Source organism: Lachnoclostridium sp. Marseille-P6806 (genome assembly GCF_900625025.1).
In the GTDB taxonomy this organism is placed as follows: Bacteria; Bacillota; Clostridia; order Lachnospirales; family Lachnospiraceae; genus CAG-791.
Window position 1 is genome coordinate 229,045 of the sequence record NZ_LR130575.1, and the last position, 23,850, is coordinate 252,894.

The following is a 23,850-nucleotide window of genomic DNA, read 5'->3' on the forward strand; positions in this document are numbered from 1 at the left end:
TCAGTTTCTTGTCAGGGTACTGAAATCAAGCTCGTCGAGGTTTTTGCCCTCCTCCACGGAATAGCCCATTTCCCGGAGGATGATGCGGCAGACCGCCTGCGCGTACATGCGGCGTCCGGCGGCGTTCATGTGAATGCCGTCCAGCAGATACTCGTCATAGTTGGCGTTGGTGATGCCGCTGACATCATAGGCGTCAAAGCAGTCCACGCCGAGCTTCTGCGTCAGGCTCTCGACTGCCCCGGCGTAATCGGCCAGAGTGGCATAGCCGTTGCTGACCATATTGGAATCGCCCTGCAGCGACCGGTTGTTGGACTTATTGAATACTGCGTAGGTGGGCGTGCAGATCAGAATTTTCGCATTCGGGTAGGTGTCTTTCAGAACCGTGACGGCATTGGTGATCGCTCCGGTGTAGGAGTAGGGGTCCGCATTATATGCACCCACATGCGGGTGCTTTGCCAGAAAATCGTTGACGCCGTATTCGATCACAAACACATCTGTCTTGGAAAAATCACATTCCGAAAACTGTCTGTGCGCCTCAAAGCCGTCAAAGAAGCTGTCGTTCACCTTTCCGGCGACGGCTCTGGCGATGCCGAGCCCGCAGCGGGCATTCCAGTTCTCATCGCTGGTATTGTCCACCTTGTCGAGGGAAAAGGTCGTTCCGCCCATGGAGAGATTGTACACATCCGCCTGCAGGTAGTGCATGACGAGATAGGCGATCCCGGTGTCGTCGCGGAAGTTGTCGAGCTGGCTGTCCCCGAGGAAGACGACCTGCAGCTGCTGGCCGTTTTTGTTTGTGACATAGCCGTCAAAGCTGGGCCTCTCGGATTCCTTGTTTTCCGTCGGCTCGACCTCGGGCTCGATCAAGTCATGTTCATCCGCGACAATGACTTCTGTCTTTGCTGTATCTGCGTTCTCGCCCTCGGCTTCTGCCGTCTGCTCTGCCGAAGGCGTTTCCTTGTCCGTCTCTTCTTCGGCAGCGGTGGTTCCGGCCGAGGCCTCCGTGTTTTTGGGGGGCTCGGAAGCGGAGCCGGCGTCCTTTTTGCTGCTGCCCAGGGCATAGCCTGCAAGAAGCGCGGCGCACAGCGCAAGAGCGGCAATACAGGACAGCATGATATTCTGCTTTGTTTTCTTATTCATAGCTTGTCTCCTTGGATTCGGATACATTTCCGAATGCCTGTATTATAACACCGCAGGGCGGATGTGTATCAGGAAGATATGACTTCTTTGATTCCCGAAATATCCGTCCCTGCCATCATGGAATAGTTGCTGTGGTAGATGACGAAGCCCGGGCGGGAGCCGGCGGGCTTTTTCACCTCGCGGCGAAGAAGATAGTCGATCTCCACGCGGCCCTGCGTCCGGCCGCTGGAATAATAGGCGGCGAGAGCGGCGGCCTCCTCAAAGGTTCTGTCGGGAATTTCCTCCATTTTCTGTCCGTTTGTCTTCAGAATCACATGGGAGCCGGGCATGTCGTTCGCATGGAACCAGATGTCATTTCCTCCGGCGAGCCGGAACGTGAGCGCGTCATTCTGCAGATTGTTCTTTCCGACATAGATGTCATACCCGTCGCTGCTCCGGTAATGGAAAGGATGGCTCTGCGGTGCGCGCGTCTTTTCTTTTTTGGCGCCTTTCCCGGTCTTTGCCGCGCGGCTCCGGTGAAGCAGGCCGCTTTTTTCGAGCTCCTCCCGAATCTCGGAAAGAGAGGCCTCGTCGGCGGAGAGCTCAAGGGAAACTTGTATATTCTGAAGCTGAACGATTTCGGCCTGCGTGTCTTCAAGGAGCGGCAGCAGCGCGTCGGCGGTCCGTTTCAGTTTATTGTAGCGGTCGAAGCAGCGGCGCGCGTTGGCGGAGACGGACAGCGCGGGATCAAGCGGGACGGTGAGCTTTTCGCCGGTATAATAATTGTCGAGTACGGCGGAGCGGGAGCCCTCCGGGATGTTGTAGCCGTAGGCGTTCAGAAGCTCGCCGAAGATCCGGTATTTATCCCGCTTTTCCGTATCTTTCAGCTGTTTTGTCTGGAGCTCGTGCTTGTGGAGATCCCGCTCAAGGAGGGTCTGCACGGTGCGGCGAAGATCGGCGGTACGCTGCCGGATCCGTGTGAATTTGTTTTTTTCGCCGTAGTAAAATTCCAGCAGCTCCGACATGCTCTCAAAGCGGCGCGAGGCGGCAGGGCTGTCCGTTTCGGCAGCGCTCTCCACGGAGAGCAGGGAAAAGGGAGAAAAAGCGGACGGCCGGAACGCGTCGGCGCTTCCCGGAAGCGCCTCCCGCACACCGTAGACGGTCGGCTCGAAATCCCCGTTTTGAATCGCTGTCCGGAGGGCGCAGAACGCGGCCCAGAGGCGGTCCTTTTCCTCCCGCGTCATTTCGCCCGCACAGAGATCGTGTTCGATGCCGGCGCGGAAAACCAGCTCCTCTCCGGTGATATCAGAGAAGCCGGTGTAGCTTCTGACGAGGAGCGCCGCGGGCGGCCGCTCGCTGTTCAGCATGGCGTAAAAAGCAGGCTCCGTCTCGGTGAGCGCGTCGCGCTTGTTCTGGGTGTCCGGGACGAAGTAGGGTCTTCCGGGCAGCACCTCGCGGACGGAGCTCACCATGGAGGAAACTCTTTTGATGCTGTCTACGATTTCTTCATGCTCATCGAGGAGAATGAGATTGCTGTACTTGCCCATCAGCTCCAGCACAAGCGTATGAAAGCAGAGATCGCCCATCTCGTTCCGGTGCTCGATGCGGAAACGCAGAATGCGCTCAAGACCGGGCTGCGAGACCGACGATATCTTTGCATTTGAAAGATGCTTGCGCAGAAGCATGCAGAATGCCGGGGCCTGCGCCGGCGAGGGCTTTGCGAGCTCCGTAAAGTAGCACAGTGGAAGAGAGGCGTCCGCCGAGAGCAGAAGCCGGAGCTGGCCGCCGCCGCGGGATATCTCGGGGCGGATGGTGAGAATGATCTCGTCGCTCTCGGTCTGCGCGATTTTATAGATCCGTCCGCCGGTCACTCTGTCGGAAATCTCACGGCAGAGGGCGGCAACGGTAATACCGTTGAATGCCATAGAAATCACCTCATGGAAAGGACTGCTGCCTGCGGCAGCGTTCGACTGCCTTGCGACCCGGATTACGATCTAAAATGATACGCCATCGCCGGGAATAACACAAACGCAACGTGGACCGCATTGATGTTTGAGGACCGCACGATTTTACTCTGGACATATAATCTGGAAACGCTGTTGGCTGAGAAACTGGAAACGATTATGGCACGAGGGACAGCAAACACAAGAATGCGTGATTTCTACGATATTCATGTCATTAGTCGGCAGGAGCCTTTGAACCCGACAATCCTTAAGCAAGCCCTTTTTGCCGCGAGCAGTAAACGGAATACCACAGATCAAATCAATAATTTCAGGAGCATTCTGGTGAATGCAGAATCAGACGATGCTATGAGGAGACAGTGGGAAAACTTCCGGAAAGAATCTTTCTTTATTGATGAGCTGATGTGGGATGAAGTCATGGAAAGTGTAAAGCTGCTGGCAGAGTCAGTTCTATGAGACTCATGAGGTGGGGCCTGCTGATAAAAATCAAGTATGAGATCAAGCGAGAAAGTAAATTTCTTGACGCGGCCCATGGCGGCACCTATAATTCAATATGTATGTCCGCAGGATAATCATATGATACAGGAATAAGGAACACCATGATCAGGAGCATGACCGGCTTCGGCCGCAGTGAGATCAGCCGGGACGGCCGCCGGGCAGCGGCGGAAATCCGTACGGTCAATAACCGCTATCTGGATCTCTCGATCCGGATGCCGAGAAAGCTGAATGCCTGTGAACCGCAGATTCGCAATGAGCTGAAAGCGTATTTGCGCAGAGGCAAGGCAGAGCTTTCCATTACATATGAGGATCTGTCGGACGCGGGGGTTTCTGTCCGCTACCACAGGGAGGTTGCGGCAGAATATGTGAAATATCTGCATCAGATGGGAGAAGATTTTGATCTGGATAATGATATCCGGGTCTCCTCCCTGTCGCGTTTTCCGGAGATATTCACGATCGGAGAGAGCGCTGCGGCAGAGGATGAGGAGCTTTGGCCCCTGCTCCGGGAGGCGGTCTGCGGTGCGGCGGCGGAGCTTTTGCAGGCAAGAAGCCGCGAGGGAGAGTTCCTGCAGCGCGATCTGCTCGGAAAGCTCGGGGAAATGAGCGCCTGCGTCGCTTTCATTGAGGAGAAGTCGCCGGATATCATCGCGGCCTATCGGGAGAAGCTGACGCGAAGAGTGCAGGAGCTTCTCAGCGATGCCGGGGTGGAGGAAAACCGGATTCTGCAGGAGGTTGTGATCTATGCGGATAAAATCTGCGTGGATGAGGAGCTGGTGAGGCTGAGAAGCCATATCGGGGCGATGGAAACTGCGCTGCGGAACGGAGACGGCGGCACCGGCGACGGAATCGGCCGACGGCTCGATTTTCTCGCACAGGAGATGAACCGCGAGGCTAATACCATACTCTCAAAAAGCGATGATCTGGAAGTCTCGGATCGAGGGATTATACTTAAAACTCTCATTGAACAGATCCGCGAACAGGTTCAAAACGTGGAATAGCATCAAGCCATGCACCTCCCGGCATTCGGGTTCACCGGTCGAGTGCTCGCACTCAAGCCGGCGGACCCGAATGCAGGGAGGTATACGGCGCGAGCCGTCCATCGAGCGGAGCGCTCCGCGCCGCGAGATGGTTCATGGCTTGTCGGCATGAACCGAGCGAATCAGGGAGCGGAGCGCTCCGCGCCGCGAGATGGCTGATAGATGACAGTGGGAAAGGAACACATGGCGGAAAAAGGAAGTCTTGTAGTCATATCCGGTTTTTCCGGCGCAGGAAAGGGTACGGTCGTAAAGGAACTGGAAAAGCTCGGCGGTAATTACTGGACATCGGTTTCCATGACGACGCGCCGCCCCCGTCCCGGCGAGGAGGAGGGGCTCTCTTATTATTTTGTCACCCGGGAAGAGTTTGAAAAGACCATTGAGGAAAACGGCTTTCTTGAGTATGCGGCCTTTGTCGACAATTATTACGGAACGCCGCGAAAATATGTCGAGGAAAAGCTTGCGGAGGGGCGGGACGTCATTCTTGAAATCGAATCGAACGGCGGCTCGCAGGTCAAGACGTTTTTTCCGGAGGCCATTCTGATTTTTATCACCGCGCCGAGCGCCGGCGAACTGGCGCAGCGTCTCCGGGGGAGAGGCACAGAGGCCGCGTCGGTGGTCGAGGGGAGGCTTCGCAAGGCTCGTGAGGAGTCTTTTATTATTGATCAGTACGATTATCTTCTGGTCAATGAGAACGGAAAGGCGCGTGAGTGCGCAGAGCAGATCCATGAGATCATCAGAAAAGACCGATACGCGCCGCGGCGTCAGCAGGCGTTTATCCGTAAGCTGCAGGACGGCTTTGCAGAGCTGATCGAACGGCATCTGCAGGAAAACGGACCGTAACGGAACAGAAATACAAGAGAATCACAGCAGACAGGCAACAAGAGGAGAAAACAGACAATGAACATGCTGCATCCGAATTATGTGGAACTGATGAAGGTCGTCAATCAGGAGGTCGAGGAGGGAGAGGAGCCGATTATCAGCAGCCGCTATTCGGTCGTCATGGCGGCGGCCAAAAGAGCCCGTCAGATCGTCCTTGGCGCGGAGCCGCTTGTGGAGGCGGACAGCAAGGTGAAGCCGCTCTCCGTAGCGGTCAACGAGCTGTGGCAGGACAAAATCAGTATTCTGCCGAACGATGGCGGCGATCTGGAGGATTACGGCGTGACCTATCAGTCCGGAAAAATTGTTTCGGTCTCGGAGGATGATCTCAATGAGGATCTGGAGCCGGATGTGTCCGAGGACGAGGAGCTCGACAGGGAAGAACTGCGTGAGGAGGACGATGCCATCGCGGAGAACGTGGATGCCAACTGAGAATCGGGCCGTTTCGCTCTGCCGGAACGAGGCGCTTCGGCATGAGGAATTTGTATGAAGATTTACTTTGTCTCTCTCGGCTGTGATAAAAATCTTGTCGATGCCGAAAAAATGCTTGGCAGTCTCGCAGAGCATGGCCATAGCTTTACCGATGATGTGGAAGCAGCAGATATTGCCGTGGTCAATACCTGCTGCTTTGTTAAGGATGCGCAGATGGAGAGCGTTCAGGTGATTCTCGAGATGGCGGAACGCCGCCGCGCGGGGTCCCTTTCCGCCCTCATCGTAGCCGGCTGCATGGCGCAGCGCTACCGGGATGAAATCCGCAAAGAGGTTCCGGAGGTCGATGCGGTCATCGGCACCTCGGCCATCGATGCCATTGTCCGCGCAGCGGAGGACGTGACGGGGGACTTATCCCGGGACAGCACGCCGGGAAGCGGGAACAGCTTATCCCGGGAAGCGTTGCCCGCCGGGACAAAGAGCGCTTCGGAGCGGATTTACATGCAGCCGCTGGACCGGCCGGAGCATGGCGGCCAGAAACGGATTCTTACCACCGGGGGACACATCGGATATCTTAAGATCGCGGAGGGCTGCAGCAAATGCTGTACCTACTGTGCCATTCCCAGCTTCCGTGGGCCGTATCGGAGCGTGCCGGAGGAGGAGCTTCTGACGGAGGCGCGCGCGCTGGCCGCGGAGGGCGTGAAAGAGCTGATTCTTGTCGCGCAGGAAACGACGGTCTACGGAACGGACCTTTACGGAGAGAAAAGGCTGCCGGAGCTGCTGCACGCGCTTTGCCGGATCGAGGGCTTTCGCTGGATACGGATTCTTTACTGCTATCCGGAGGAGATTACGGACGAGCTGATTGAGACGATGGCATCGGAGCCGAAGATCGTTCATTATCTTGATATGCCGGTTCAGCACGCCTCGGATGAGGTTCTCCGGCGCATGGGAAGAAGAACGAACCGCAGGGAGCTTGAGGACATCATCGGGAGGCTCCGGGAGAGGATTCCCGATATCTGCCTCCGGACGACGCTCATCACAGGCTTCCCCGGAGAGACGGAGCAGGATCACCGGCGTCTTCTGGCCTTTATCCGCAAAATGAAATTTGACCGTCTCGGCGTCTTTACGTATTCTAAAGAGGACGGTACGCCCGCGGCAAAGCTCCGGCCGCAGATACCGGCTCGGGTGAAAAAGCAGCGGCAGAAAGAGATCATGCTGCTCCAGCAGGAGGTTGCGTTCCGGAAAGCCCGCCGGATGAAAGGGCAGATCATGGACGCGATGATCGAGGGGCGCCTTGCAGACGACGGAACGGTCGGGAAACGGGCGGACCGGTGGCATGAGGTTTATACCGCACGTACCGGACGTGACGCGCCGGAGGTGGACGGCATTCTGTTCATCGAGACGGAGCCGGGAAAAGAGTTCGTGACGGGCGATTTTGTCAGGGTGCGCATCACGGGCTCGGAGGGCTATGATCTCATTGGAGAACCGGCGATGTAGAAACAGGACGTCCGGCTCTGCGGAAAGGGAGGAGTATTCTATGAATCTGCCGAACAGGCTCACGGTTTTCCGTGTGATTCTGATACCGTTTTTTGTTTTCTTCATGCTGGCTCCGGTTGGCGGGGCCTATGCCGGATGGATCGCGCTTGCGATTTTTGTGATCGCAAGTCTCACGGATCTTCTGGACGGACAGATCGCCCGCCGGTGTAATCTGGTCACGGATTTCGGCAAGTTTATGGATCCGCTGGCGGATAAGATGCTGGTGATATCGGCCATGGTCTGCCTCGTGGAGCTGGGGAGGATTCCGTCATGGATCGTGATCATCATCGTGTGCCGTGAATTCATCATCAGCGGCTTCCGGCTGATCGCGGCGGAGAAGGGCGTCGTCATTGCGGCAAGCTACTGGGGCAAATTCAAGACGGTCTTCCAGATGGCAATGGTGATTCTTATGATTGCCGATCTTGCGCCGCTCCGCATGCTGACCCGTATTGTCATGTGGATTGCGCTGGCGCTTACGGTGGTCTCTCTGGCGGATTATCTTGTCAAAAACAGAGCTGTTATGTCGGATGTGAAATAAACCGTTCCGGCAGGGTGTATGTATGCGTAAATTAGTAGGACAGATCGTAAAGTTCGGTGTGGTCGGGGTGATCTGCTTTTTTATTGATTACCTGATCGGTCTTGCGGCGGTCAATCTGATTCTCCGTTTCCGCCTTTTCGGGGAGAGCTCCTTTATCATAGGCTCGCAGATCGGCGCGGCGCTCGGCTTTGCGGTGTCGGTCGTCGTCAATTATATTCTCAGCTTCAAATTTGTGTTTGCCCGGCGGGAAGAGATGGATCGCCGTGCAGAGTTTATAATTTTTCTCGTACTGAGCGTGATCGGTCTCGGAATCAATCAGCTCATCATCGGGATCGCGACCGGGCCGCTGTACAGCGGCGTGCGCTGGCTCAGGGAAACGCTGGGGTACAGTATGATGTACACCGGTGCGAAGATTCTGGCAACCGCCGTGGTCATGGTCTATAATTTTGTGACGAGAAAAATATTTCTGGAGCAGAAAAAAGCCGCGCAGTGAATAAGGAATTTCAGGGATCGTGATGTCCCCAAAAGCAGCGGCACAGTCGTATTTCGTGACTGTGCCGCTGCTTTTGAGCTTTCAGAGGAGTGGTGTATTACAAAAAATCATTTTTGCAATCCTACACATATCGTTCCGAATTGCATGATATCCATATTGTGACTCTCCATAAAGAGCAGTCCTTTCATCATAAGCTCTGCACAGAAACACATATTTTTTGCCGCCCGTGCAATCGTCAAAGCCGGCAACAAAAGTTATATATCTCCTATGAGCGGGTATATCGGGTATATATTGATAAATATTGTAGCACAGATCAGGAATATGATTGATAATGAAAATACGAATGATATTCAAAGCGGCATAGAGCGTATGCAGCTATTGACAGAGAAATAAATTATTATGATATGAGGGAAACGGTTCATGGACGGCAGAAACGGGAAATGTATTCTGATGTGCGCCGGCGCATTTGTGCCGATGGAGATCGATGTGGAGGAGGCGGATACGGTCATCGCGGTGGACGCCGGTCTGCGCTATCTTGAGATGCTGGGAATTCGCCCCGACTATCTGATCGGGGATTTTGATTCCATGCAGGAGACCCAGTTCCGGACGGTGATGGAGTTTATGGAATATTCTCCGGAGCGCGTCATCCGTCTTCCGGTGGAAAAGGACGACACCGATACGATCTATGCTCTGAAATTCGGTATGGAGCTGGGGTACCGCAGATTTTTCCTCTATGGAGCCATGGGAGCGCGTCTGGATCATACGGTGGCGAATCTGCAGACGCTCCTCTATGCAAAGCAGCACGGTGCGGACTGTTATCTTCTGGACGAACGCTGCATGGCCTTTGTGATTGCGGAGGAGACAAAGCGCTTTGCCAAGAGACTGACCGGAATGTTCTCTTTGTTTGCCATAAGTGATCGATGTGATGATGTCACCATCACGGGAATGCATTATAATCTGGAGCATGGAACGCTGACCAATGCGTTTCCGCTGGGCGTCAGCAATGAGTTTGACCCCGGGGCGGAGGACGGAACCGGTCATGGTGCGGCGGTGACGATCGGCCGGGGGACGGCGCTTGCGATTGTCACCTATGAAGTGGAACCGAAAACAAGGCCGGGGGAAAAACAGGAGACGGAAAGAGGTCAGTTATGCTGATGGTGCTTCTCAGCTGGGTCTATATCGGAATATTCTGCCTGACGGCGGGAACGGCTGTTTTTACCCTGATCGAGAGAATGACGGGAGTGAGAGCCGCTGGCTTCCGTTCGGTCACGGCGACGGTGATGTGCGGGCTGACCGCGCTTACGGTCGCGGCGGAATGGTTCAGTCTCTTTGCCGGGATCGGAGCGCTCTGTCATCTTGCGTTTCTTTCTCTTCTTCTGCTGTGCGTGATTTTCTCACGAAAACTGCGCGGAGAACTGCGGGAGAGGGCGCGGCGGGTGATCCGTCTCATGCGGCTCCGGGAGGGCGCGTTCTGCGTTCTTCTGCTTTTTGTGATTGCTTTTTTCTCCTCACGGGGAAGCTTCCACACGGATACCAATATTTACCACGCGCAGGCGATCCGGATCATCGAGGAGTATGGAGCCGTCCGGGGAATTGCCAATCTGCAGCTTCATTTCGGCTACAACAGCGCCTATCTTGTGCTCTGCGCGTTTTTTACGCTGCGCTGGCTGCTGCCGCAGGCTCTGCACACAGTCACCGGATTTCTTGCGGCGCTGCTTCTGTGCTATGCCTGCCGGGGATTGCTCCGTTCGGTGCGGAGCAGGGGGCTGCGCGCGTCGGACGGAGCGCGGACGGCCCTGCTTTTCTATGTCATGACCAATCTGACGGGGCTGATGTCGCCGGCGACGGATTACGGTACGCTGCTGTTTGTGCATTATCTCCTGTGTGCGTGGCTGGAGCTGAAAGAGAGGGAGCAGGCGGCAGGAGCCCCGGCCGCCCGGACGGAAAAGGCGAGCGGGGACGAGCTCCCCTCCTACTGTGCGCTCTCGGTGCTCGCGCTGTTTGCCGCCGGTTTGAAGCTGTCGTCTGCGCTGCTTTCCCTGCTTGTGCTTTATCCGGTCTGCATCGGCATCAGGCGGAGAAAAGGAAAGTGGCTCGTGCCGTTTTTTCTTATGGGAATGGTCAGCTTCATTCCTTTCCTTATCCGGAATGTCGTGCTGTCGGGCTGGCTTGTGTACCCCTTTGAGGCGCTGGATTTCTTTTCCGTGCCGTGGAAGGTGCCGGCCGAATATTCCCGGGTGGATTCTGCGCAGATCAAGGTATGGGGGAGATGCCTCTATGATACGGCGCTTGCTGACACGCCGTTGCGCGGATGGCTGCCGGTCTGGTGGGAGGCGCAGCCGCACTATGCGCAGATGCTGATTTATGCGAATTTCCTGTCCCCGGTGCTTCTGGCTTCGGCTTTTTTTCTGCGGCTTCGCCGGATACGGCAGGAAAGGCGCGGGGGGACGGCGGACAAAGCGGCCGGCGGAGAACGGATTTTTCAGGGAAGCCTTGCGGTTTATCTGCTTGCGGTGACGGCCTCCATGGCGCTCTGGTTTTTTACAGCACCCTTTGTCCGGTATGGACTGGCTTTTCTCCTGACGCTTCCGCTGGTTTCCGCAGGGGATTTTATCGAAGAGCTCCGCGGTACGCCGGGGACGCTGTGGCGGATTCCGGGCGTGTTTGCCGCCGTGTGCACCGGGATCTGCTTCGGCGCGTGGATTGACAACTATGCCATGGATGCGCTGGTATTTATCAAGGGAAATCTGGCAGAGCCCTATTATGTTGTACAGAAGCCGTTTGAAAACCGGCCGGAGGAGGCGATTGCCCTTACCGGCGCTTCGAAGGCGGGGGAGGGCGGCATTGTCGTCTACTGTCCTCTGGAAGAGGAAATGAACAGCTATTATGTCTTTCCGAGCTCGGCATACCGTTTCATGATCGACCGGACGGAGCCGATGGGAGAGACGGTGAGGGATGGCTTCCGGGCAAAGTGAAGAACTTCCGCACGGTCCACAGTCTCCGGCCGCGCCGACAGAGAAAGGACGGGACAGGGTACGGATATGAAAAGCGTTTTCGGAGGAATGTCAAAGCTTATTGCCGTTTTCTTTCTGATCATCAATGCCGTTCTGTTTGTCCGGTCGCTGTTTTGTTACCGGAGCGTCAATTTTCTAAGCTATGAGCTGATGACGGCCCCGGTGTACCGCAGCCCTCTGGCAGTGCTTCCTGCGCTCGTGCTTTTTGCCGCAGCGCTGCTCCTCCTGCGCGGTGTTCCCCTCCGGGCGGCGCGGTGCCTGGTTCTGCTGGAGGCGGCAGCGGAGTTTTGTCTGGCGCTCCTTTGGTGCAAGCTGAATACCTATCCGGCGCTTTCGGATCAGAAGACCGTATGGGCGAACGCGGGGCTCATTGCGACGGGCTACGGGCCGCATTTTGATGCGGAATATTACAGCTTTTATCCGCATCAGCGAAGCATGACCATGGTCTTTTCGTGGCTGATTAAAATGACGGGGCGGGAATCGGAGGCGCTTCTCAATGTGGCCAATGCCGCTGGTGCGGCTCTGATTGTCGTGATGACGGCGCTTCTTGTAAAGGAGCTTACGGGGGAGGAACGGCTCGCTCCTGCGGGGAGCACGCTGGCGTTCAGCTTTGTCTCCTTATTGTTGTACTGCTCATATATCTACGGAACCGTACTCAGTCTTACCTTTGCGGCATCGGGCTTCTGGTTTGCTCTGCGGCTTCGGAGAGCATTTATGCGGGGAAAGCTTCCGCGTCTCCGCTTTACTCTTGATGCGCTCGGGGCGGCCGGGAGCCTTGCATTGTCCTGCGCGCTGTATTCCTCCATGCGGATTGCGGTGCTCGCGGCGGTTATCTTTCTTGTGTCCGCGCTGCTCCCGGAGCTGCACAGGGAGCGCGCCGGAAATGCCGGAGAGGAAAGCCGGGGGCTTGTTTCCGGCCGGCTTTTTGCTGCTTTTGCCTCGCCCATGCTGATACTTCTGCTGTCCCTGGGACTGCCGGGGCTGGCTGCTTTGCAGTTTGATCGATGCACCGGTTACCGGAGCAATGGCGGTTTTCCAGTCTCGACATGGGTCAGTATGGGGATTTCGTCCAATGCCGCAGATCCGGAGAGCATTCCCGGGGGTTATGACAAGAGTCCGGTTCGCCTCTATGAGGAAACGGGAGGGGATATGGAGCAGATGGACCGGATTGCGAAGGAACGCATCCGGACGGTGCTTGCGGAATATCGGAGCGGAGAGCGGTCGGCGGATTTTTTCCGCAAAAAGCTTGAATATGAATGGCTGGACCCCTGGTTCGGAGGGGCCCAGATGACCTGCTCGCTCTGGATGGGAGATGACTTTCCGATCAGCGCGGCTTTCCGGGCGCTGCTGACCGGCCCCGTGATGCCGGCCCTGCAGGGCTTTCTTGCCATTCTTCTCTCTTTTGTTTATGGTATGGCGGCGGTGAACGCGCTGTTTCAGCTCCTTGACCGTTCGGCGGAGGGGATGCCGGCGGATTTTCTGCCGGAGCTGTATTTTCTCGGCGGTTTTCTGTTTCAGATTGTATGGGAAGCAAATTCCCGATATTGCCTGCCGTACTATGTCCTGCTTTTCCCTCTGGCGCTCCACGGACTGGAAAGGCTGCGGACAGCTTTTTTTCATCACGGCAAATTTCATCATGGCGGTTTCCGCCGTGGCGGTTCCCCTAAGTTGAATCATCCCGGCCGATGTAGTAGAATAAGCCCGGTTTCCATTCGTGAAACCGGATTTATGCTTGCGATTGTGCGCCGCGTATGTTCTGCGGCGGGTGAATGGAGCGCGCTGCGGCAGGAAGCGTCTGCGCGGCGGTTTCAGAACAGAACGAAGGAGAGATATTTATGACAATGGAACACAGACCGGTTGTTCTTCTGATCCTTGACGGCTATGGCCTCAGCGATGAGAAAGAGCACAATGCAGTGGCGCTGGCAAATACGCCGGTGATGGACGAGCTCGAGCGGAGCTGTCCCTTTGTGAAGGGCTATGCGAGCGGCATGTCGGTCGGACTTCCCGACGGGCAGATGGGCAATTCGGAGGTCGGCCACATGAATATGGGGGCGGGCCGCATCATTTATCAGGATCTGACTCGGATCACCAAGGAAATTCAGGACGGGGATTTTTTCCGGAATCCGGAGCTGCTGGCGGCGATGGAGAATGTGAAGAAGACCGGCGGCGATCTTCATCTGTTCGGGCTTCTCTCGGACGGCGGCGTTCACAGCCACAATACGCATGTCTATGCTCTGCTGGAAATGGCGAAGCGTGAAGGCCTCTCGAACGTCTATGTGGACTGCTTCCTCGACGGCCGCGACACGCCCCCGAAGAGCGGCGTGGATTTTCTTGCGGCGCTGGAGAAAAAAATGGCGGAGATCGGCATCGGACAGATCGCGATGATCAGCGGACGCTACTATGCCATGGACCGGGACAATAACTATGACCGTGTGGCGATCGCCTATGATGCGCTGACAAAGGGCGAGGGCGTAACGGCGGCATCCTCAAAGGAAGCGATCGAGCAGTCCTATGCAAAGGATGAGACGGATGAGTTCGTGCGGCCGACCGTGATCATTCGTGCGGACGGAAGCCCGCGTTCCGTGATCAAGGACGGGGACTCCGTGATTTTCTTTAATTTCCGCCCGGATCGTGCCCGTGAGATCACGCACTGCTTCTGTGATGATGCCTTTGATAAATTCGACGCGCTGGAGAGAGGCCCGCGCGGCCGCCGGCCGGAGGTCTGCTTCGTCTGCTTCAAGGATTACGACCCGACGATCCCGAATAAGAGCATCGCGTTCAAGAAGGTCGAGATCAGGAATACGTTCGGCGAGTGGCTGGCGGCAAAGGGCTACACGCAGCTTCGCCTCGCGGAGACGGAGAAGTACGCGCATGTCACATTCTTCTTCAACGGAGGGGTGGAGGAGCCCAATCCGAATGAGGATAGGATTCTTGTCAATTCGCCCAAGGATGTTCCGACTTACGATCTCAAGCCGGAGATGAGCGCGCCGGAGGTCTGCGATCATCTGGTCGAGGCCATCGGCGGCGGAAAGTACGATGTGATCGTGTGCAATTTTGCAAACCCCGATATGGTCGGACACACCGGCGTCGAGTCGGCGGCGATCAAAGCGGTCGAGACGGTCGACGAGTGTGTCGGCCGGGCCGTCGCGGCGGTAAGAGAGCAGAACGGCGTGATGTTCATTCTCGCGGATCACGGCAACTGTGAGAAGATGTGGAATGAGGAGACGGGCGCTCCGTTCACGGCGCACACCACGAATCCGGTTCCGTTTATTCTGGTGAATGCGGACGAGGGGACGACGCTCCGTGAGGGCGGTGTTCTGGCGGATGTGGTGCCGACGCTGATCGAGCTCATGGGAGAGGATCAGCCGGAAGAAATGACCGGCAGGAGCCTCCTTGTGAAGCGCTGATTCCGGCGACACTGATCCGAAAGACTTTATTTTTATAGAAGAAAGAACTGCCGGCAGCCCGGTGAAACGATCACAGCGGCTGTCCGGGAAAGAAAAGCTCTCTGTATGCTCCGATGTGAGGATACAGAGGGCTTTTTGATGCGAAATGGAGGCTGATGGGCGATTTTTATGATGTGCTTGCATATTATTGGAATTCTGTTATGATTATGTGTACTAGGACAACTAATACACGCAAGACGTATGCTGTTTTACGGAAAGGAGGCCGTGCAAATGTCGATTCGACTGAACTATCAGGACGGTCGGCCTATTTACGAGCAGATTGTTGAGGAGTATAAACGTCTGATTCTGAAAGGAGTGCTGCTACCGGACGAGCAGATGCCGTCGGTGCGGAATCTTGCGGTGGAGCTTTCCGCGAACCCGAATACCGTACAGAAAGCCTATACAGAGCTGGAGCGGCAGGGCTTTCTGTATGTGGTCAAGGGGCGCGGCAATTTCATCAGCGGGGACAGCTCTCTGCGGGAGGCCAAGAAACGGGAGATGCAAAAACAGCTGAATCGTCTGCTGGAAGAGGCGGACGAGCTGGGAATCGCAAGAAGCGAGCTGCTGGAGGGAGTTCGGCAGCATGCAGGAGGATTGGATTGCCATGATTGATATGATTGATCTGGAGAAAACATTCGGCGGAATCAAGGCCGTCAATAAGGTCTCTCTGCAGATCAGAGAGAAAGAGGTATTCGGCCTCATCGGGACGAACGGGGCAGGAAAATCCACACTGCTTCGCATCATTGCCGGTGTGCTGCGCCCGGATGCGGGGACGGCTCTCGTGGACAGGGAGCTCGTCTACGACAATCCGGGGATAAAGGAGAGGATGTTTTTCATTGCGGACGAGCCTTACTTTTTCGCGAATGCGACCGGTGAGGACATGAAGAACTATTACAGCAGCGTCTACACGACCTTCGACAGAGGGCGCTTTGACCGCCTCATGAAGGATTTCGGTCTGGAACCGCTGCGGCGCATCGCCAATTATTCCAAGGGAATGAAAAAGCAGCTTGCGGTGATCTGCGGGATCTCGGCGGGCACGAAATACCTGTTCTGCGACGAGACCTTTGACGGTCTTGATCCGGTCATGCGGCAGGGTGTCAAGTCCATTTTTGCGGCGGATATGTCGGAGCGGGGGCTGACGCCGGTCATTGCGTCGCACAATCTCCGGGAACTTGAGGACATCTGTGATCATGTAGGACTCCTCCATCAGGGCGGCGTGCTTCTCTCCGAGGATATGGAGGCCATGAAGCTGGGGATCCAGAAAGTGCAGTGCGTGTTCCGCAGCGATCAGGATGCGGCCGCGGCGCTGGAGGGGATCGAGGTGATGAACCATGAGACCCGCGGCAGGCTGCATACCATCACCGCAAGAGGAACCAGAAGTGAAATTCAGGGACATTTTCAGGGAGTGGAGCTGACGTTCTTTGAGGTTCTGCCGCTCACTCTGGAAGAGGTATTCATCAGTGAAACGGAGGTAGTCGGCTATGACGTTAAAAAGTTCATCCTCAGCTAATTTGATTCGTCACGGGGGGAGCGTGACGCAGCGTGAAATCACGCGCAGACGGGTGTGGCCCGCGGCTCTCTCGGCTCTGTTCTACCTTATTTACAATGTAGCCGGCGTGGTCATGGTGCTGACCCGCACGCGGACGTTCGCACAGATGTACAGTTACAGCGAGACGCAGATTCGTGAGGAGATGGAGGGCTCGGTCAGCCGGCTCCTCGGGCTTCGCCAGCAGGGGTATCTCTTTGTTATTCTTCTTGCGGTTGTGCTCGCCATTCAGGGATTCTCGTGGCTGGATTCCCGGCAGAAGATCGATTTCTATGAGAGTCAGCCGATTTCCCGCAGAACAAGATTCCGTGCGCTGTTTGTCAACAGCTTTCTCATCTTTGCCGTGCCGTATCTCGTGACGCTGGTTATCGGTATCGCTATTGCGTCCGCCATGGGCGCGATGGAGGGGAGCATCCTGCTCGAGATCGCCTATGTATCGCTCCGGCTGATGATACTCTTCCTTGCGGTGTATGCGATAGCGGTGCTTGCGACGATACTTACGGGACACGTCATTGTGGCGGTCATAGCGGCGGCGGTTCTTCTCTTTTATGAGCTGGCGCTGTGCTTTGTTCTGCGGCAGTATATGTCCGCTTTCTTTGCGACCTATTACTACAACAGAAGCGCGCTTCTGCCGAAGCTGTCTCCGATTTTTAACTATCTCAGAATCGTGAATACGAGTTCTTCGTTTTTGAGGACGCCGGTAATGGACGCCGGATTTTACTACGGAAGCTATTCTGGTGCTCTTACGATGGGAGAGCTGCATCGTTATCTGAAAGCGGGCATTCCGGGAGACATCGTGAGCGTCCTGATTTTTCTTGCCGTCGTCGGCCTTGCATATCTCTGTTACAGACGCCGCGGCAATGAGGCCGCAGGGACGGCGGTTCCTTTCGCATGGGTTCGCATCACGGCAAAGCTGGCGGTTTCGGTGCTCGGCGCTCTGATGACAGGGCTGATGGTTCTGGTGGTATTTGAGGCGAGCCGGAGCCGTGAGGTAATGATCATTCTTGTGGCGTCGATGCTTTTTGCGGCGGCGGTGATCTGCTGCGTCATGCAGATCATCTATGAATTCAACTTCCGCGCCGTGTTCCACAGCGCATGGATGATCGCCGCGGCGGGGATGCTTACCGTCGCCGTGTTCTGTGTCTTCCGCTATGATTTGGTCTGCTATGACAGCTTTCTGCCGGATCCGGATAAGGTCGGGAGCGCGGCGTTCATGCCGCAGGAGTACGCCTCTGCGTATTTTGACGAGGACGGCAGCCCGGTCTACGATACGGATCGCTATTTCAGTGACAATATGTTTCTTACGGATGTCACGGCGGTGGAGGCTGTCGCAAGGATCGCGCAGGAGTATACCGTTGAAATGAAAGCAGCTGCGCCGGGAACGGAGTCGGAGGGAGGCTATCCTGCTGTCATTCTCTACCGCATGAAAGACGGCAGGAAGATATACCGCTCTGTCACGGTGCCGCTTACCATCGACGAGGGACTGATGAATGCGGTGGTCGGAAGCCGGGAGTTCCGGACGGCCTATTTCTCCTGCTACGGCGACGATGCGATGATGGAAAAGACCAAAGCGGGAACGATGGTATACAGCAACGGGCACGGCAATGTTTCCGCAAAAGATACCGACTATCCGGAGTTCCGCGAGGCCTACCAGAGAGATCTGGAGCATTTTGACTATACAGTGGCGCGCGATACGGAGATTGTCGGAACCCTCTCCCTGAACCGGACGCCGGGGGCGGTGACGGACAGATCGTACGGCGGATATTATACAGAGACGTTCCCGATCTACGAGTCCTTTTCCCATTCGGTCGCATGGCTGAAAAAGGCGGGGCTGTGGATTGAAACGGAGCTGAATGCAGAGGATGTGATCAGCATCGCCGTGACCAATTATCACAGCGAGGTCTATGAGGACAATCCGTCCTATGTCGGAGAACCCACGGTTTCCAAAATTTATACGGATACCGGAAAGATCCGGCAGCTTCTGAAAGTGATCAAGGCTCCCGGCAGCTTTTCGCGCTACTGGAAAGGGGAGGATCAGGCAGACTACGACTATGATGTTCAGGTGACCATCGATCCCGAGAAGAACCGGAACAGCAACAGCGCCTACATCAACAATAATGTCTATTCGTATCAGTTCATGGCGAACGAGGTTCCGTCCTTTGTGGAGAAAGATACGGCGCTCCGCTGACCGTCTTGTCACGGGGAAAAGGATATGATATCATAACAACCGTTGCAGAGCGGAGGTATCGGAAAACAATTGCGTTGCGTGCCTGCGGCTTGTCTGCGGGCGGGAGAGAAGCATGGGCGTTATTCGTTGGGTCTTTACCATTTTGATGATTTTGGACGGCGTCGCGCTGGCGTCTGTCATTCTGTTTCAGCAGGGGCGGGATCAGAATCTGGGGGCTATCAGCGGTGCGGCGGAGATGATCGCGCAGTCGGCGATCGGCGGCGAGGATAAGTCGAAAAGCGTATGGAAGCGGCGCACACCGGAGGCAAGGCTCAAGAAAGCCACGGTCGTTCTGTCTGTCTGTTTCTTTGTGTTCGCGATTCTGCTTAACATGAAGTTGTTCTGAGGTTCGGATCAACGCTTGTCCGGCGCCCTTTCGAGAGGAGAGGGCGCCTTTTTCACTTTGCCGGCCGCGGACGGGAATACAGCGGCGTGAGGAGATTTTTTGCGAGGGCGGAAAAAAGCAGAGTATAATACGGAGCGCCGCTATACCGGCGTGTTCCAGAGCAATATCCGGGGCTTCGGCTTCGTTGTGGTGGAAGGGCTGGAGCAGGACCTTTTTGTCCCTGCGGGCCGGACGGGAAATGCGTTTTACGGCGACACGGTGGAGGTCCGCGTTCTCGGGGAAAAGGGAGGAAAACGGCAGGGCCGGGAAAAGCACCGGACGGAGGCGGAGATTCTTCGCATTGCGGAGCACGGTGTCACGCGAATTGTCGGAACCTTTCGCAGGGACCGCGGGCACGGCTGTGTGACGCCGGACAACAGCCGCATTCCCTTTGATTTTCATGTGGCGGGAAAAGACAGCGCAGGCGTGGCGGACGGCGACAAGGTCGTGCTGGACATCACGGATTACGGCTCCCCCGCAAGGAGTCCGCGGGGGCGGATCACGGAGGTGCTCGGTGCAGCGGATGCCCCCGGCGTGGATATTCTGTCGATCATACGGGCGAATGGCCTGCCGGAGGAATTTCCGGAGGAGGTCCGCAGGGAGGCTCAGCGTGTGCCCCGCTCTCTTGGCCCGTCTGCTCCGGACGGCCGGGAGGATCTGCGGCGTCTTACCATGGTGACGATCGACGGGGAGGACACAAAGGATATCGACGATGCGGTGTCTCTTGAAAGGACAGAGGACGGAGGCTGTGTGCTCGGCGTGCACATCGCCGATGTCTCGCATTATGTGACGGAGGGAAGCGCGCTGGACGCAGAGGCCGCGGAGCGGGGAACCAGCATTTATCTTGCGGACCGCGTCATTCCGATGCTTCCCCGTGAGCTTTCCAACGGGATCTGCTCCCTGAATGAGGGAGAGAATCGCTGTGCGCTGAGCTGCATCATGTATTTCGATGCGGCGGGAAACCGCACCGGTTTCCGCATCGCGGAGTCTGTTGTGAGGATAGACGTCCGCTGCAGCTACAACGGGGTGCAGAGGCTTTTTGACAGCGGTGATGCCTCGGAGCTTCGGCTTCGACTTGAGGGGCAGCACGGCGGCTCCGCCTATCGCGGAGAAAAAACGGCGCTCACGCGGATTGCGAGAATGCTGCGCAGAATGAGAAAGCTCTCCGCCGTTCTGACAAGGAAAAAAGAACAGAGAGGAGCGATTGATTTCGCTTTTCCGGAGGCGAAAATCATCCTCGATTCCAAGGGGCGGCCGACAGACATTCGTCCCGGGGAGCGGAGCGAGGCGACGGAGCTGATCGAGAATTTTATGCTGGCGGCCAATGAGTCGGTGGCGGAATTCTGCTCAGGGAAAGAGCTTCCCTTTGTCTACCGGAGCCACGGAGCGCCGGAGCCGGAGAAAGTCCGGGGGCTCCTTGATTTCCTGCGGGGCACGGGACTGGCAAAGCCGGGAGAGGACAGCGTCTCCTCCGGGATATCGCCGGAGCGCATCTCGCCCCTGCAGGTTCGCCGGATCCTTGAGGAGGCCCGCGGGACGGCGGCGGAGGCCACGCTGAACCGGATGGCGCTCCGCAGTATGCAGCAGGCGAGATACACGACGGAGTGCGAGGGACATTTCGGACTGGCACTCCGGTATTACTGTCATTTCACCAGCCCGATCCGCCGCTATCCCGATCTGCAGATTCACCGGATCATAAAGGAATTTCTGCATGCGCAGGCGGCGGGAAGAAAAAAACTTGCGCCGGAAAGAACGGAGCACTACCGCGGGCTTCTGGGAGATGTTGCGCGCCGATCCTCGAACCGGGAGCGCCGTGCCGACGACGCGGAGCGGCAGACGGAAAAGCTGAAAAAGTGCGAGTATATGGCGCGCTTTATCGGAGAGGAATTTGAGGGGACGATATCGGGGGTGACCGGCTGGGGGCTCTTTGTCGAGCTGGAAAATACCTGCGAGGGCCTGCTTCCCGTGAGCTGCCTGAGTGATGATTACTATGTTTTTGATGAGAAATCCTATATACTGAAAGGCGAGCGGCGCGGCAGGAGCTACGGTCTGGGGCAAAAGCTCCGGATACGGGTTGCCGCGGCGGATACGGCGAGCCGCACTGTCAGTTTTGTGCCGGCGGAGAATCAGGCGGCAGAGAGGCCGGGAAACAGACCGGCGGGAAAAGGACATGGCAGAAAGAGAACCGGTAAAGCTGGTCGCAAACAACAAAAAAGCATATCATGATTATTTTATTCTCGAAAAGCACGAATGCGGCATGGCGCTGCTCGGCACCGAGATGAAATCCATCCGGCAGGGGAAGTGCTCGATCAAGGAGGCACTGATCACCATCGACCGGCGCGGCGAGGCGTGGGTCGAGGGGATGAATGTGAGCCCCTATGACCACGGGAATATCATGAACAAGGATTCGCTCAGAAAGCGCAAGCTCCTGCTTCATAAGAAAGAGATCCGGAAGCTGGCGGAGCAGGCGGCGGAGCAGGGGATGACGATTGTTCCGCTGCAGGTTTATCTGAAAGACGGGCGGGCCAAGCTGGAGATCGGTCTGGCCAAGGGCAAAAAGCTCTATGACAAGCGGGAGGACACGAAAAAGAGAGAGCTCCGGCGCGAGGTGCAGCGCGATTTCCGCATGTCGCTGAAATGACTGACTGAAATAACCGGCTGAAACAGCAAATAGTCGGGTGCGGCGCCTGCGCGCTGCCCCGGCGGCTATGCAAAGCGCCTCCGGAGTGCTATACTTTTCACACAAGGGCCTGTAATGGTTTCGACGGGCGGATGGAACTGAATGAAGCATGCCGTAGCGAGCAGCCTACGTTAAAAGGCTCACCAAAATAAACGCAAATAACGTTGAACTTCAGGCAGCCTGAGTATAAAGGCTCCCCGGATTTAATCCGGCTAAGGTTACGGGATATAGACGCCGTACTCCTGTAACTTCAAAAGAGGCATCTGCGCCATGAAGACCAAGCTGTCAGGAAACATGGCTAAGCTCACTGCCAGACCGTCCGGAAAGAGTTTGCGGATTTGCTTCCCGGGCAGGCACAAAGATCCGATAAGCATGTAGAAGACTCAGGGAGTCGCGTTCGGACGCGGGTTCGACCCCCGCCAGGTCCATGGCTTTATTCTGCAAAGCGAGCTTCGCCGTATGCCGGCGGGCTCGTTTTTAAGTTTGCCCGCTGATAAAAAGAGCAGCTGTCCCGGCATGAAAATTTGTGGAAAATCACGGATGGCAAAGCAGGCGGGGATTGTGTATTATTGTATACAGGCATCCGGAAAAGGAATACCGACGGAGCAAGGAGCAGTAAGTATACAACAGTTCGGAGGGAAGCATGAAAGCCTATCAGGAAATGACAAGAGAAGAGCTGCAGGCGGAGTATAAGGCGCTGCTTGGAGAATACCGGCGCTATCAGGCGATGGACCTGAAGCTCGATATGTCCCGCGGAAAGCCCTGCCGGGAGCAGCTGAATCTCTCGATGGAGATGATGGACACGCTGACCTCCGATGCGGACATGACCTGTGAGGACGGGACGGACTGCCGCAATTACGGCGTGCTGGACGGCATTCACGAGGCCAAGGTTCTCATGGGCGACATGATGGAAAACAATCCGGACAATATCATCATCTACGGAAATTCCTCATTGAATGTCATGTACGACACGGTTGCCCGCGCGTACACGCATGGGATCATGGGCAATACGCCGTGGTGCCGGCTGGAGCGCGTCCGGTTTCTCTGCCCGGTGCCGGGCTATGACCGTCACTTCGGGATCACGGAGTTTTTCGGCATTGAGATGATCCCCGTTCCGATGAGAGAGGACGGCCCGGACATGGATCTGGTGGAGGAGCTGGTTTCCTCGGATGAGTCCGTAAAGGGGATCTGGTGCGTGCCGAAGTATTCCAATCCGCAGGGCTATTCCTATTCCGACGCGACGGTACGGCGCTTTGCAAGGCTTCGTCCTGCGGCAAAGGATTTCCGTATTTTCTGGGACAATGCCTACGGGATTCATCATCTGTATGACGATCATCAGGACTATCTGATTGAAATTCTTGCGGAGTGCAAGCGGGCGGGCAATCCGGATATGGTGTACAAGTTCGCCTCGACCTCGAAGATCACCTTTCCGGGGAGCGGCATTAGTGCGATCGCGACCTCGGACAACAATCTGGTGGATATCAAGAGCCAGCTGAAAAATCAGACCATCGGTCACGACAAGGTCAATCAGCTCCGGCATGTTCGCTTTTTCGGCGATATTCACGGGATGGTCGAGCATATGAGAAAGCACGCGGACATCATCCGGCCGAAGTTCGAGGCGGTCGAGGAAATTTTGGGGGAGAAGCTCGGTGGTCTGGGAGTCGGGACGTGGACGAAGCCGAACGGCGGCTACTTCATCAGCTTTGACGCGCCGGAGGGCTGTGCCAGAGAGATCATTGCGGAGGCGAGAAAGGCCGGCGTCACCATGACGGAGGCCGGCGCGACGTGGCCCTATCACAAGGACCCTCACGATGCGAATATCCGCATCGCTCCGACCTATCCCTCGCTGGAGGATCTGCGGACGGCAGCCACCCTGTTTACGGTCTGTGTGAGACTGGTCAGCGCGAAAAAGCTGCTGGCGGATATGAAAAAGAAAGCGGGCTGAGAGAAAACCGCCGCCCCGGGTTCCGGGGAAAGCAGCATATCGGAAAACGGCACATCGGGGAGCGGACTCCCCGGGTGCCGCTTTTGCTTTGCATAAAGTGCTTCGGAATGGTTATTATTTATG

Annotated in this window: 20 protein-coding genes and 1 other RNA gene; 19 read left to right on the forward strand and 2 right to left on the reverse strand. The window is 56.3% G+C overall.

What is annotated here, in order from left to right:
- Both E0E20_RS03340 and E0E20_RS03345 read right to left on the reverse strand, forming a co-directional pair.
- Window positions 1-1,137 carry an SGNH/GDSL hydrolase family protein gene (locus tag E0E20_RS03340; RefSeq protein ID WP_165443962.1) on the reverse strand — a complete coding sequence of 379 codons (1,137 nt, stop codon included), beginning with the start codon at window positions 1,135-1,137 and terminating at the stop codon, window positions 1-3.
- 68 nt (window positions 1,138-1,205) lie between these two features.
- Window positions 1,206-3,041, reverse strand: a complete 1,836-nt coding sequence (locus E0E20_RS03345) for an Rqc2 family fibronectin-binding protein (protein WP_130836688.1) — start codon at window positions 3,039-3,041, stop codon at window positions 1,206-1,208.
- A gap of 123 nt (window positions 3,042-3,164) precedes the next feature.
- Here E0E20_RS03345 and E0E20_RS03350 point away from each other — a divergent pair, with 123 nt between their 5' ends.
- The 19 genes from E0E20_RS03350 (at window position 3,165) to E0E20_RS03440 (ending at window position 23,727) form a co-directional block, all read left to right on the forward strand.
- Window positions 3,165-3,533: a nucleotidyl transferase AbiEii/AbiGii toxin family protein gene (locus E0E20_RS03350; RefSeq protein WP_130836947.1), complete on the forward strand. Its 369-nt coding sequence runs from the start codon at window positions 3,165-3,167 to the stop codon at window positions 3,531-3,533.
- 143 nt (window positions 3,534-3,676) lie between these two features.
- Window positions 3,677-4,573 carry a YicC/YloC family endoribonuclease gene (locus E0E20_RS03355; protein ID WP_130836690.1) on the forward strand — a complete coding sequence of 299 codons (897 nt, stop codon included), beginning with the start codon at window positions 3,677-3,679 and terminating at the stop codon, window positions 4,571-4,573.
- A gap of 222 nt (window positions 4,574-4,795) precedes the next feature.
- The gene (gene gmk / locus E0E20_RS03360; protein WP_130836692.1) at window positions 4,796-5,452 is read left to right on the forward strand and encodes a guanylate kinase; all 657 of its coding nucleotides are present in this window, start codon (window positions 4,796-4,798) and stop codon (window positions 5,450-5,452) included.
- A 57-nt stretch (window positions 5,453-5,509) separates the two neighbouring features.
- Complete coding sequence (gene rpoZ / locus E0E20_RS03365) at window positions 5,510-5,920, forward strand: DNA-directed RNA polymerase subunit omega (RefSeq protein WP_242622637.1); 411 nt, start codon at window positions 5,510-5,512, stop codon at window positions 5,918-5,920.
- 54 nt (window positions 5,921-5,974) lie between these two features.
- Window positions 5,975-7,414, forward strand: coding sequence for a 30S ribosomal protein S12 methylthiotransferase RimO (rimO, locus tag E0E20_RS03370; protein ID WP_130836694.1), 1,440 nt, complete (start codon window positions 5,975-5,977; stop codon window positions 7,412-7,414).
- A 40-nt stretch (window positions 7,415-7,454) separates the two neighbouring features.
- Complete coding sequence (gene pgsA / locus E0E20_RS03375; RefSeq protein ID WP_130836697.1) at window positions 7,455-7,991, forward strand: CDP-diacylglycerol--glycerol-3-phosphate 3-phosphatidyltransferase; 537 nt, start codon at window positions 7,455-7,457, stop codon at window positions 7,989-7,991.
- A gap of 22 nt (window positions 7,992-8,013) precedes the next feature.
- Window positions 8,014-8,484, forward strand: coding sequence for a GtrA family protein (locus E0E20_RS03380; protein ID WP_130836699.1), 471 nt, complete (start codon window positions 8,014-8,016; stop codon window positions 8,482-8,484).
- Between the two features lie 420 nt (window positions 8,485-8,904).
- Window positions 8,905-9,639: a thiamine diphosphokinase gene (locus tag E0E20_RS03385; protein WP_130836701.1), complete on the forward strand. Its 735-nt coding sequence runs from the start codon at window positions 8,905-8,907 to the stop codon at window positions 9,637-9,639.
- Window positions 9,633-11,459: an LIC_10190 family membrane protein gene (locus E0E20_RS03390; protein ID WP_130836703.1), complete on the forward strand. Its 1,827-nt coding sequence runs from the start codon at window positions 9,633-9,635 to the stop codon at window positions 11,457-11,459. The genes E0E20_RS03385 and E0E20_RS03390 overlap by 7 nt, the downstream gene beginning before the upstream one ends.
- An 87-nt stretch (window positions 11,460-11,546) precedes the next feature.
- Complete coding sequence (locus tag E0E20_RS03395) at window positions 11,547-13,337, forward strand: hypothetical protein (protein ID WP_130836705.1); 1,791 nt, start codon at window positions 11,547-11,549, stop codon at window positions 13,335-13,337.
- A 2-nt stretch (window positions 13,338-13,339) separates the two neighbouring features.
- Entirely contained in the window at window positions 13,340-14,905 is a 1,566-nt protein-coding gene (gene gpmI, locus E0E20_RS03400; protein ID WP_130836949.1) for a 2,3-bisphosphoglycerate-independent phosphoglycerate mutase, read from the forward strand.
- Between the two features lie 270 nt (window positions 14,906-15,175).
- Window positions 15,176-15,556 carry a GntR family transcriptional regulator gene (locus tag E0E20_RS03405; RefSeq protein ID WP_130836707.1) on the forward strand — a complete coding sequence of 127 codons (381 nt, stop codon included), beginning with the start codon at window positions 15,176-15,178 and terminating at the stop codon, window positions 15,554-15,556.
- Window positions 15,549-16,454 carry an ABC transporter ATP-binding protein gene (locus E0E20_RS03410; protein ID WP_130836950.1) on the forward strand — a complete coding sequence of 302 codons (906 nt, stop codon included), beginning with the start codon at window positions 15,549-15,551 and terminating at the stop codon, window positions 16,452-16,454. Before E0E20_RS03405 ends, E0E20_RS03410 begins: the two co-directional genes overlap by 8 nt.
- Window positions 16,426-18,678, forward strand: coding sequence for a DUF6449 domain-containing protein (locus tag E0E20_RS03415; protein ID WP_130836709.1), 2,253 nt, complete (start codon window positions 16,426-16,428; stop codon window positions 18,676-18,678). Before E0E20_RS03410 ends, E0E20_RS03415 begins: the two co-directional genes overlap by 29 nt.
- 112 nt (window positions 18,679-18,790) lie before the next feature.
- Window positions 18,791-19,063, forward strand: coding sequence for a preprotein translocase subunit SecG (gene secG / locus E0E20_RS03420; protein ID WP_130836712.1), 273 nt, complete (start codon window positions 18,791-18,793; stop codon window positions 19,061-19,063).
- Window positions 19,064-19,162: 99 nt separating this feature from the next.
- Window positions 19,163-21,328 carry a ribonuclease R gene (gene rnr / locus E0E20_RS03425; protein WP_130836715.1) on the forward strand — a complete coding sequence of 722 codons (2,166 nt, stop codon included), beginning with the start codon at window positions 19,163-19,165 and terminating at the stop codon, window positions 21,326-21,328.
- A complete protein-coding gene (gene smpB, locus E0E20_RS03430; protein WP_130836717.1) occupies window positions 21,273-21,743 on the forward strand; it encodes an SsrA-binding protein SmpB in 471 nt (156 codons plus the stop codon). Before rnr ends, smpB begins: the two co-directional genes overlap by 56 nt.
- Before the next feature lie 105 nt (window positions 21,744-21,848).
- Window positions 21,849-22,213, forward strand: a transfer-messenger RNA (tmRNA) gene (ssrA, locus tag E0E20_RS03435).
- Between the two features lie 212 nt (window positions 22,214-22,425).
- On the forward strand, window positions 22,426-23,727 hold the full coding sequence (locus tag E0E20_RS03440; protein WP_130836719.1) for an aminotransferase: 1,302 nt from the start codon (window positions 22,426-22,428) through the stop codon (window positions 23,725-23,727).
- Window positions 23,728-23,850 lie beyond the last annotated feature (123 nt).

Bases quoted from the DNA above. Each gene is read 5' to 3' on its own strand.
- E0E20_RS03340 (WP_165443962.1), bottom strand. From the start codon at position 1,137: ATGAATAAGAAAACAAAGCAGAATATCATGCTGTCCTGTATTGCCGCT.
- E0E20_RS03345 (WP_130836688.1), bottom strand. From the start codon at position 3,041: ATGGCATTCAACGGTATTACCGTTGCCGCCCTCTGCCGTGAGATTTCC.
- E0E20_RS03350 (WP_130836947.1), top strand. From the start codon at position 3,165: ATGTTTGAGGACCGCACGATTTTACTCTGGACATATAATCTGGAAACG.
- E0E20_RS03355 (WP_130836690.1), top strand. From the start codon at position 3,677: ATGATCAGGAGCATGACCGGCTTCGGCCGCAGTGAGATCAGCCGGGAC.
- gmk (WP_130836692.1), top strand. From the start codon at position 4,796: ATGGCGGAAAAAGGAAGTCTTGTAGTCATATCCGGTTTTTCCGGCGCA.
- rpoZ (WP_242622637.1), top strand. From the start codon at position 5,510: ATGAACATGCTGCATCCGAATTATGTGGAACTGATGAAGGTCGTCAAT.
- rimO (WP_130836694.1), top strand. From the start codon at position 5,975: ATGAAGATTTACTTTGTCTCTCTCGGCTGTGATAAAAATCTTGTCGAT.
- pgsA (WP_130836697.1), top strand. From the start codon at position 7,455: ATGAATCTGCCGAACAGGCTCACGGTTTTCCGTGTGATTCTGATACCG.
- E0E20_RS03380 (WP_130836699.1), top strand. From the start codon at position 8,014: ATGCGTAAATTAGTAGGACAGATCGTAAAGTTCGGTGTGGTCGGGGTG.
- E0E20_RS03385 (WP_130836701.1), top strand. From the start codon at position 8,905: ATGGACGGCAGAAACGGGAAATGTATTCTGATGTGCGCCGGCGCATTT.
- E0E20_RS03390 (WP_130836703.1), top strand. From the start codon at position 9,633: ATGCTGATGGTGCTTCTCAGCTGGGTCTATATCGGAATATTCTGCCTG.
- E0E20_RS03395 (WP_130836705.1), top strand. From the start codon at position 11,547: ATGTCAAAGCTTATTGCCGTTTTCTTTCTGATCATCAATGCCGTTCTG.
- gpmI (WP_130836949.1), top strand. From the start codon at position 13,340: ATGGAACACAGACCGGTTGTTCTTCTGATCCTTGACGGCTATGGCCTC.
- E0E20_RS03405 (WP_130836707.1), top strand. From the start codon at position 15,176: ATGTCGATTCGACTGAACTATCAGGACGGTCGGCCTATTTACGAGCAG.
- E0E20_RS03410 (WP_130836950.1), top strand. From the start codon at position 15,549: ATGATTGATATGATTGATCTGGAGAAAACATTCGGCGGAATCAAGGCC.
- E0E20_RS03415 (WP_130836709.1), top strand. From the start codon at position 16,426: ATGACGTTAAAAAGTTCATCCTCAGCTAATTTGATTCGTCACGGGGGG.
- secG (WP_130836712.1), top strand. From the start codon at position 18,791: ATGGGCGTTATTCGTTGGGTCTTTACCATTTTGATGATTTTGGACGGC.
- smpB (WP_130836717.1), top strand. From the start codon at position 21,273: ATGGCAGAAAGAGAACCGGTAAAGCTGGTCGCAAACAACAAAAAAGCA.
- E0E20_RS03440 (WP_130836719.1), top strand. From the start codon at position 22,426: ATGAAAGCCTATCAGGAAATGACAAGAGAAGAGCTGCAGGCGGAGTAT.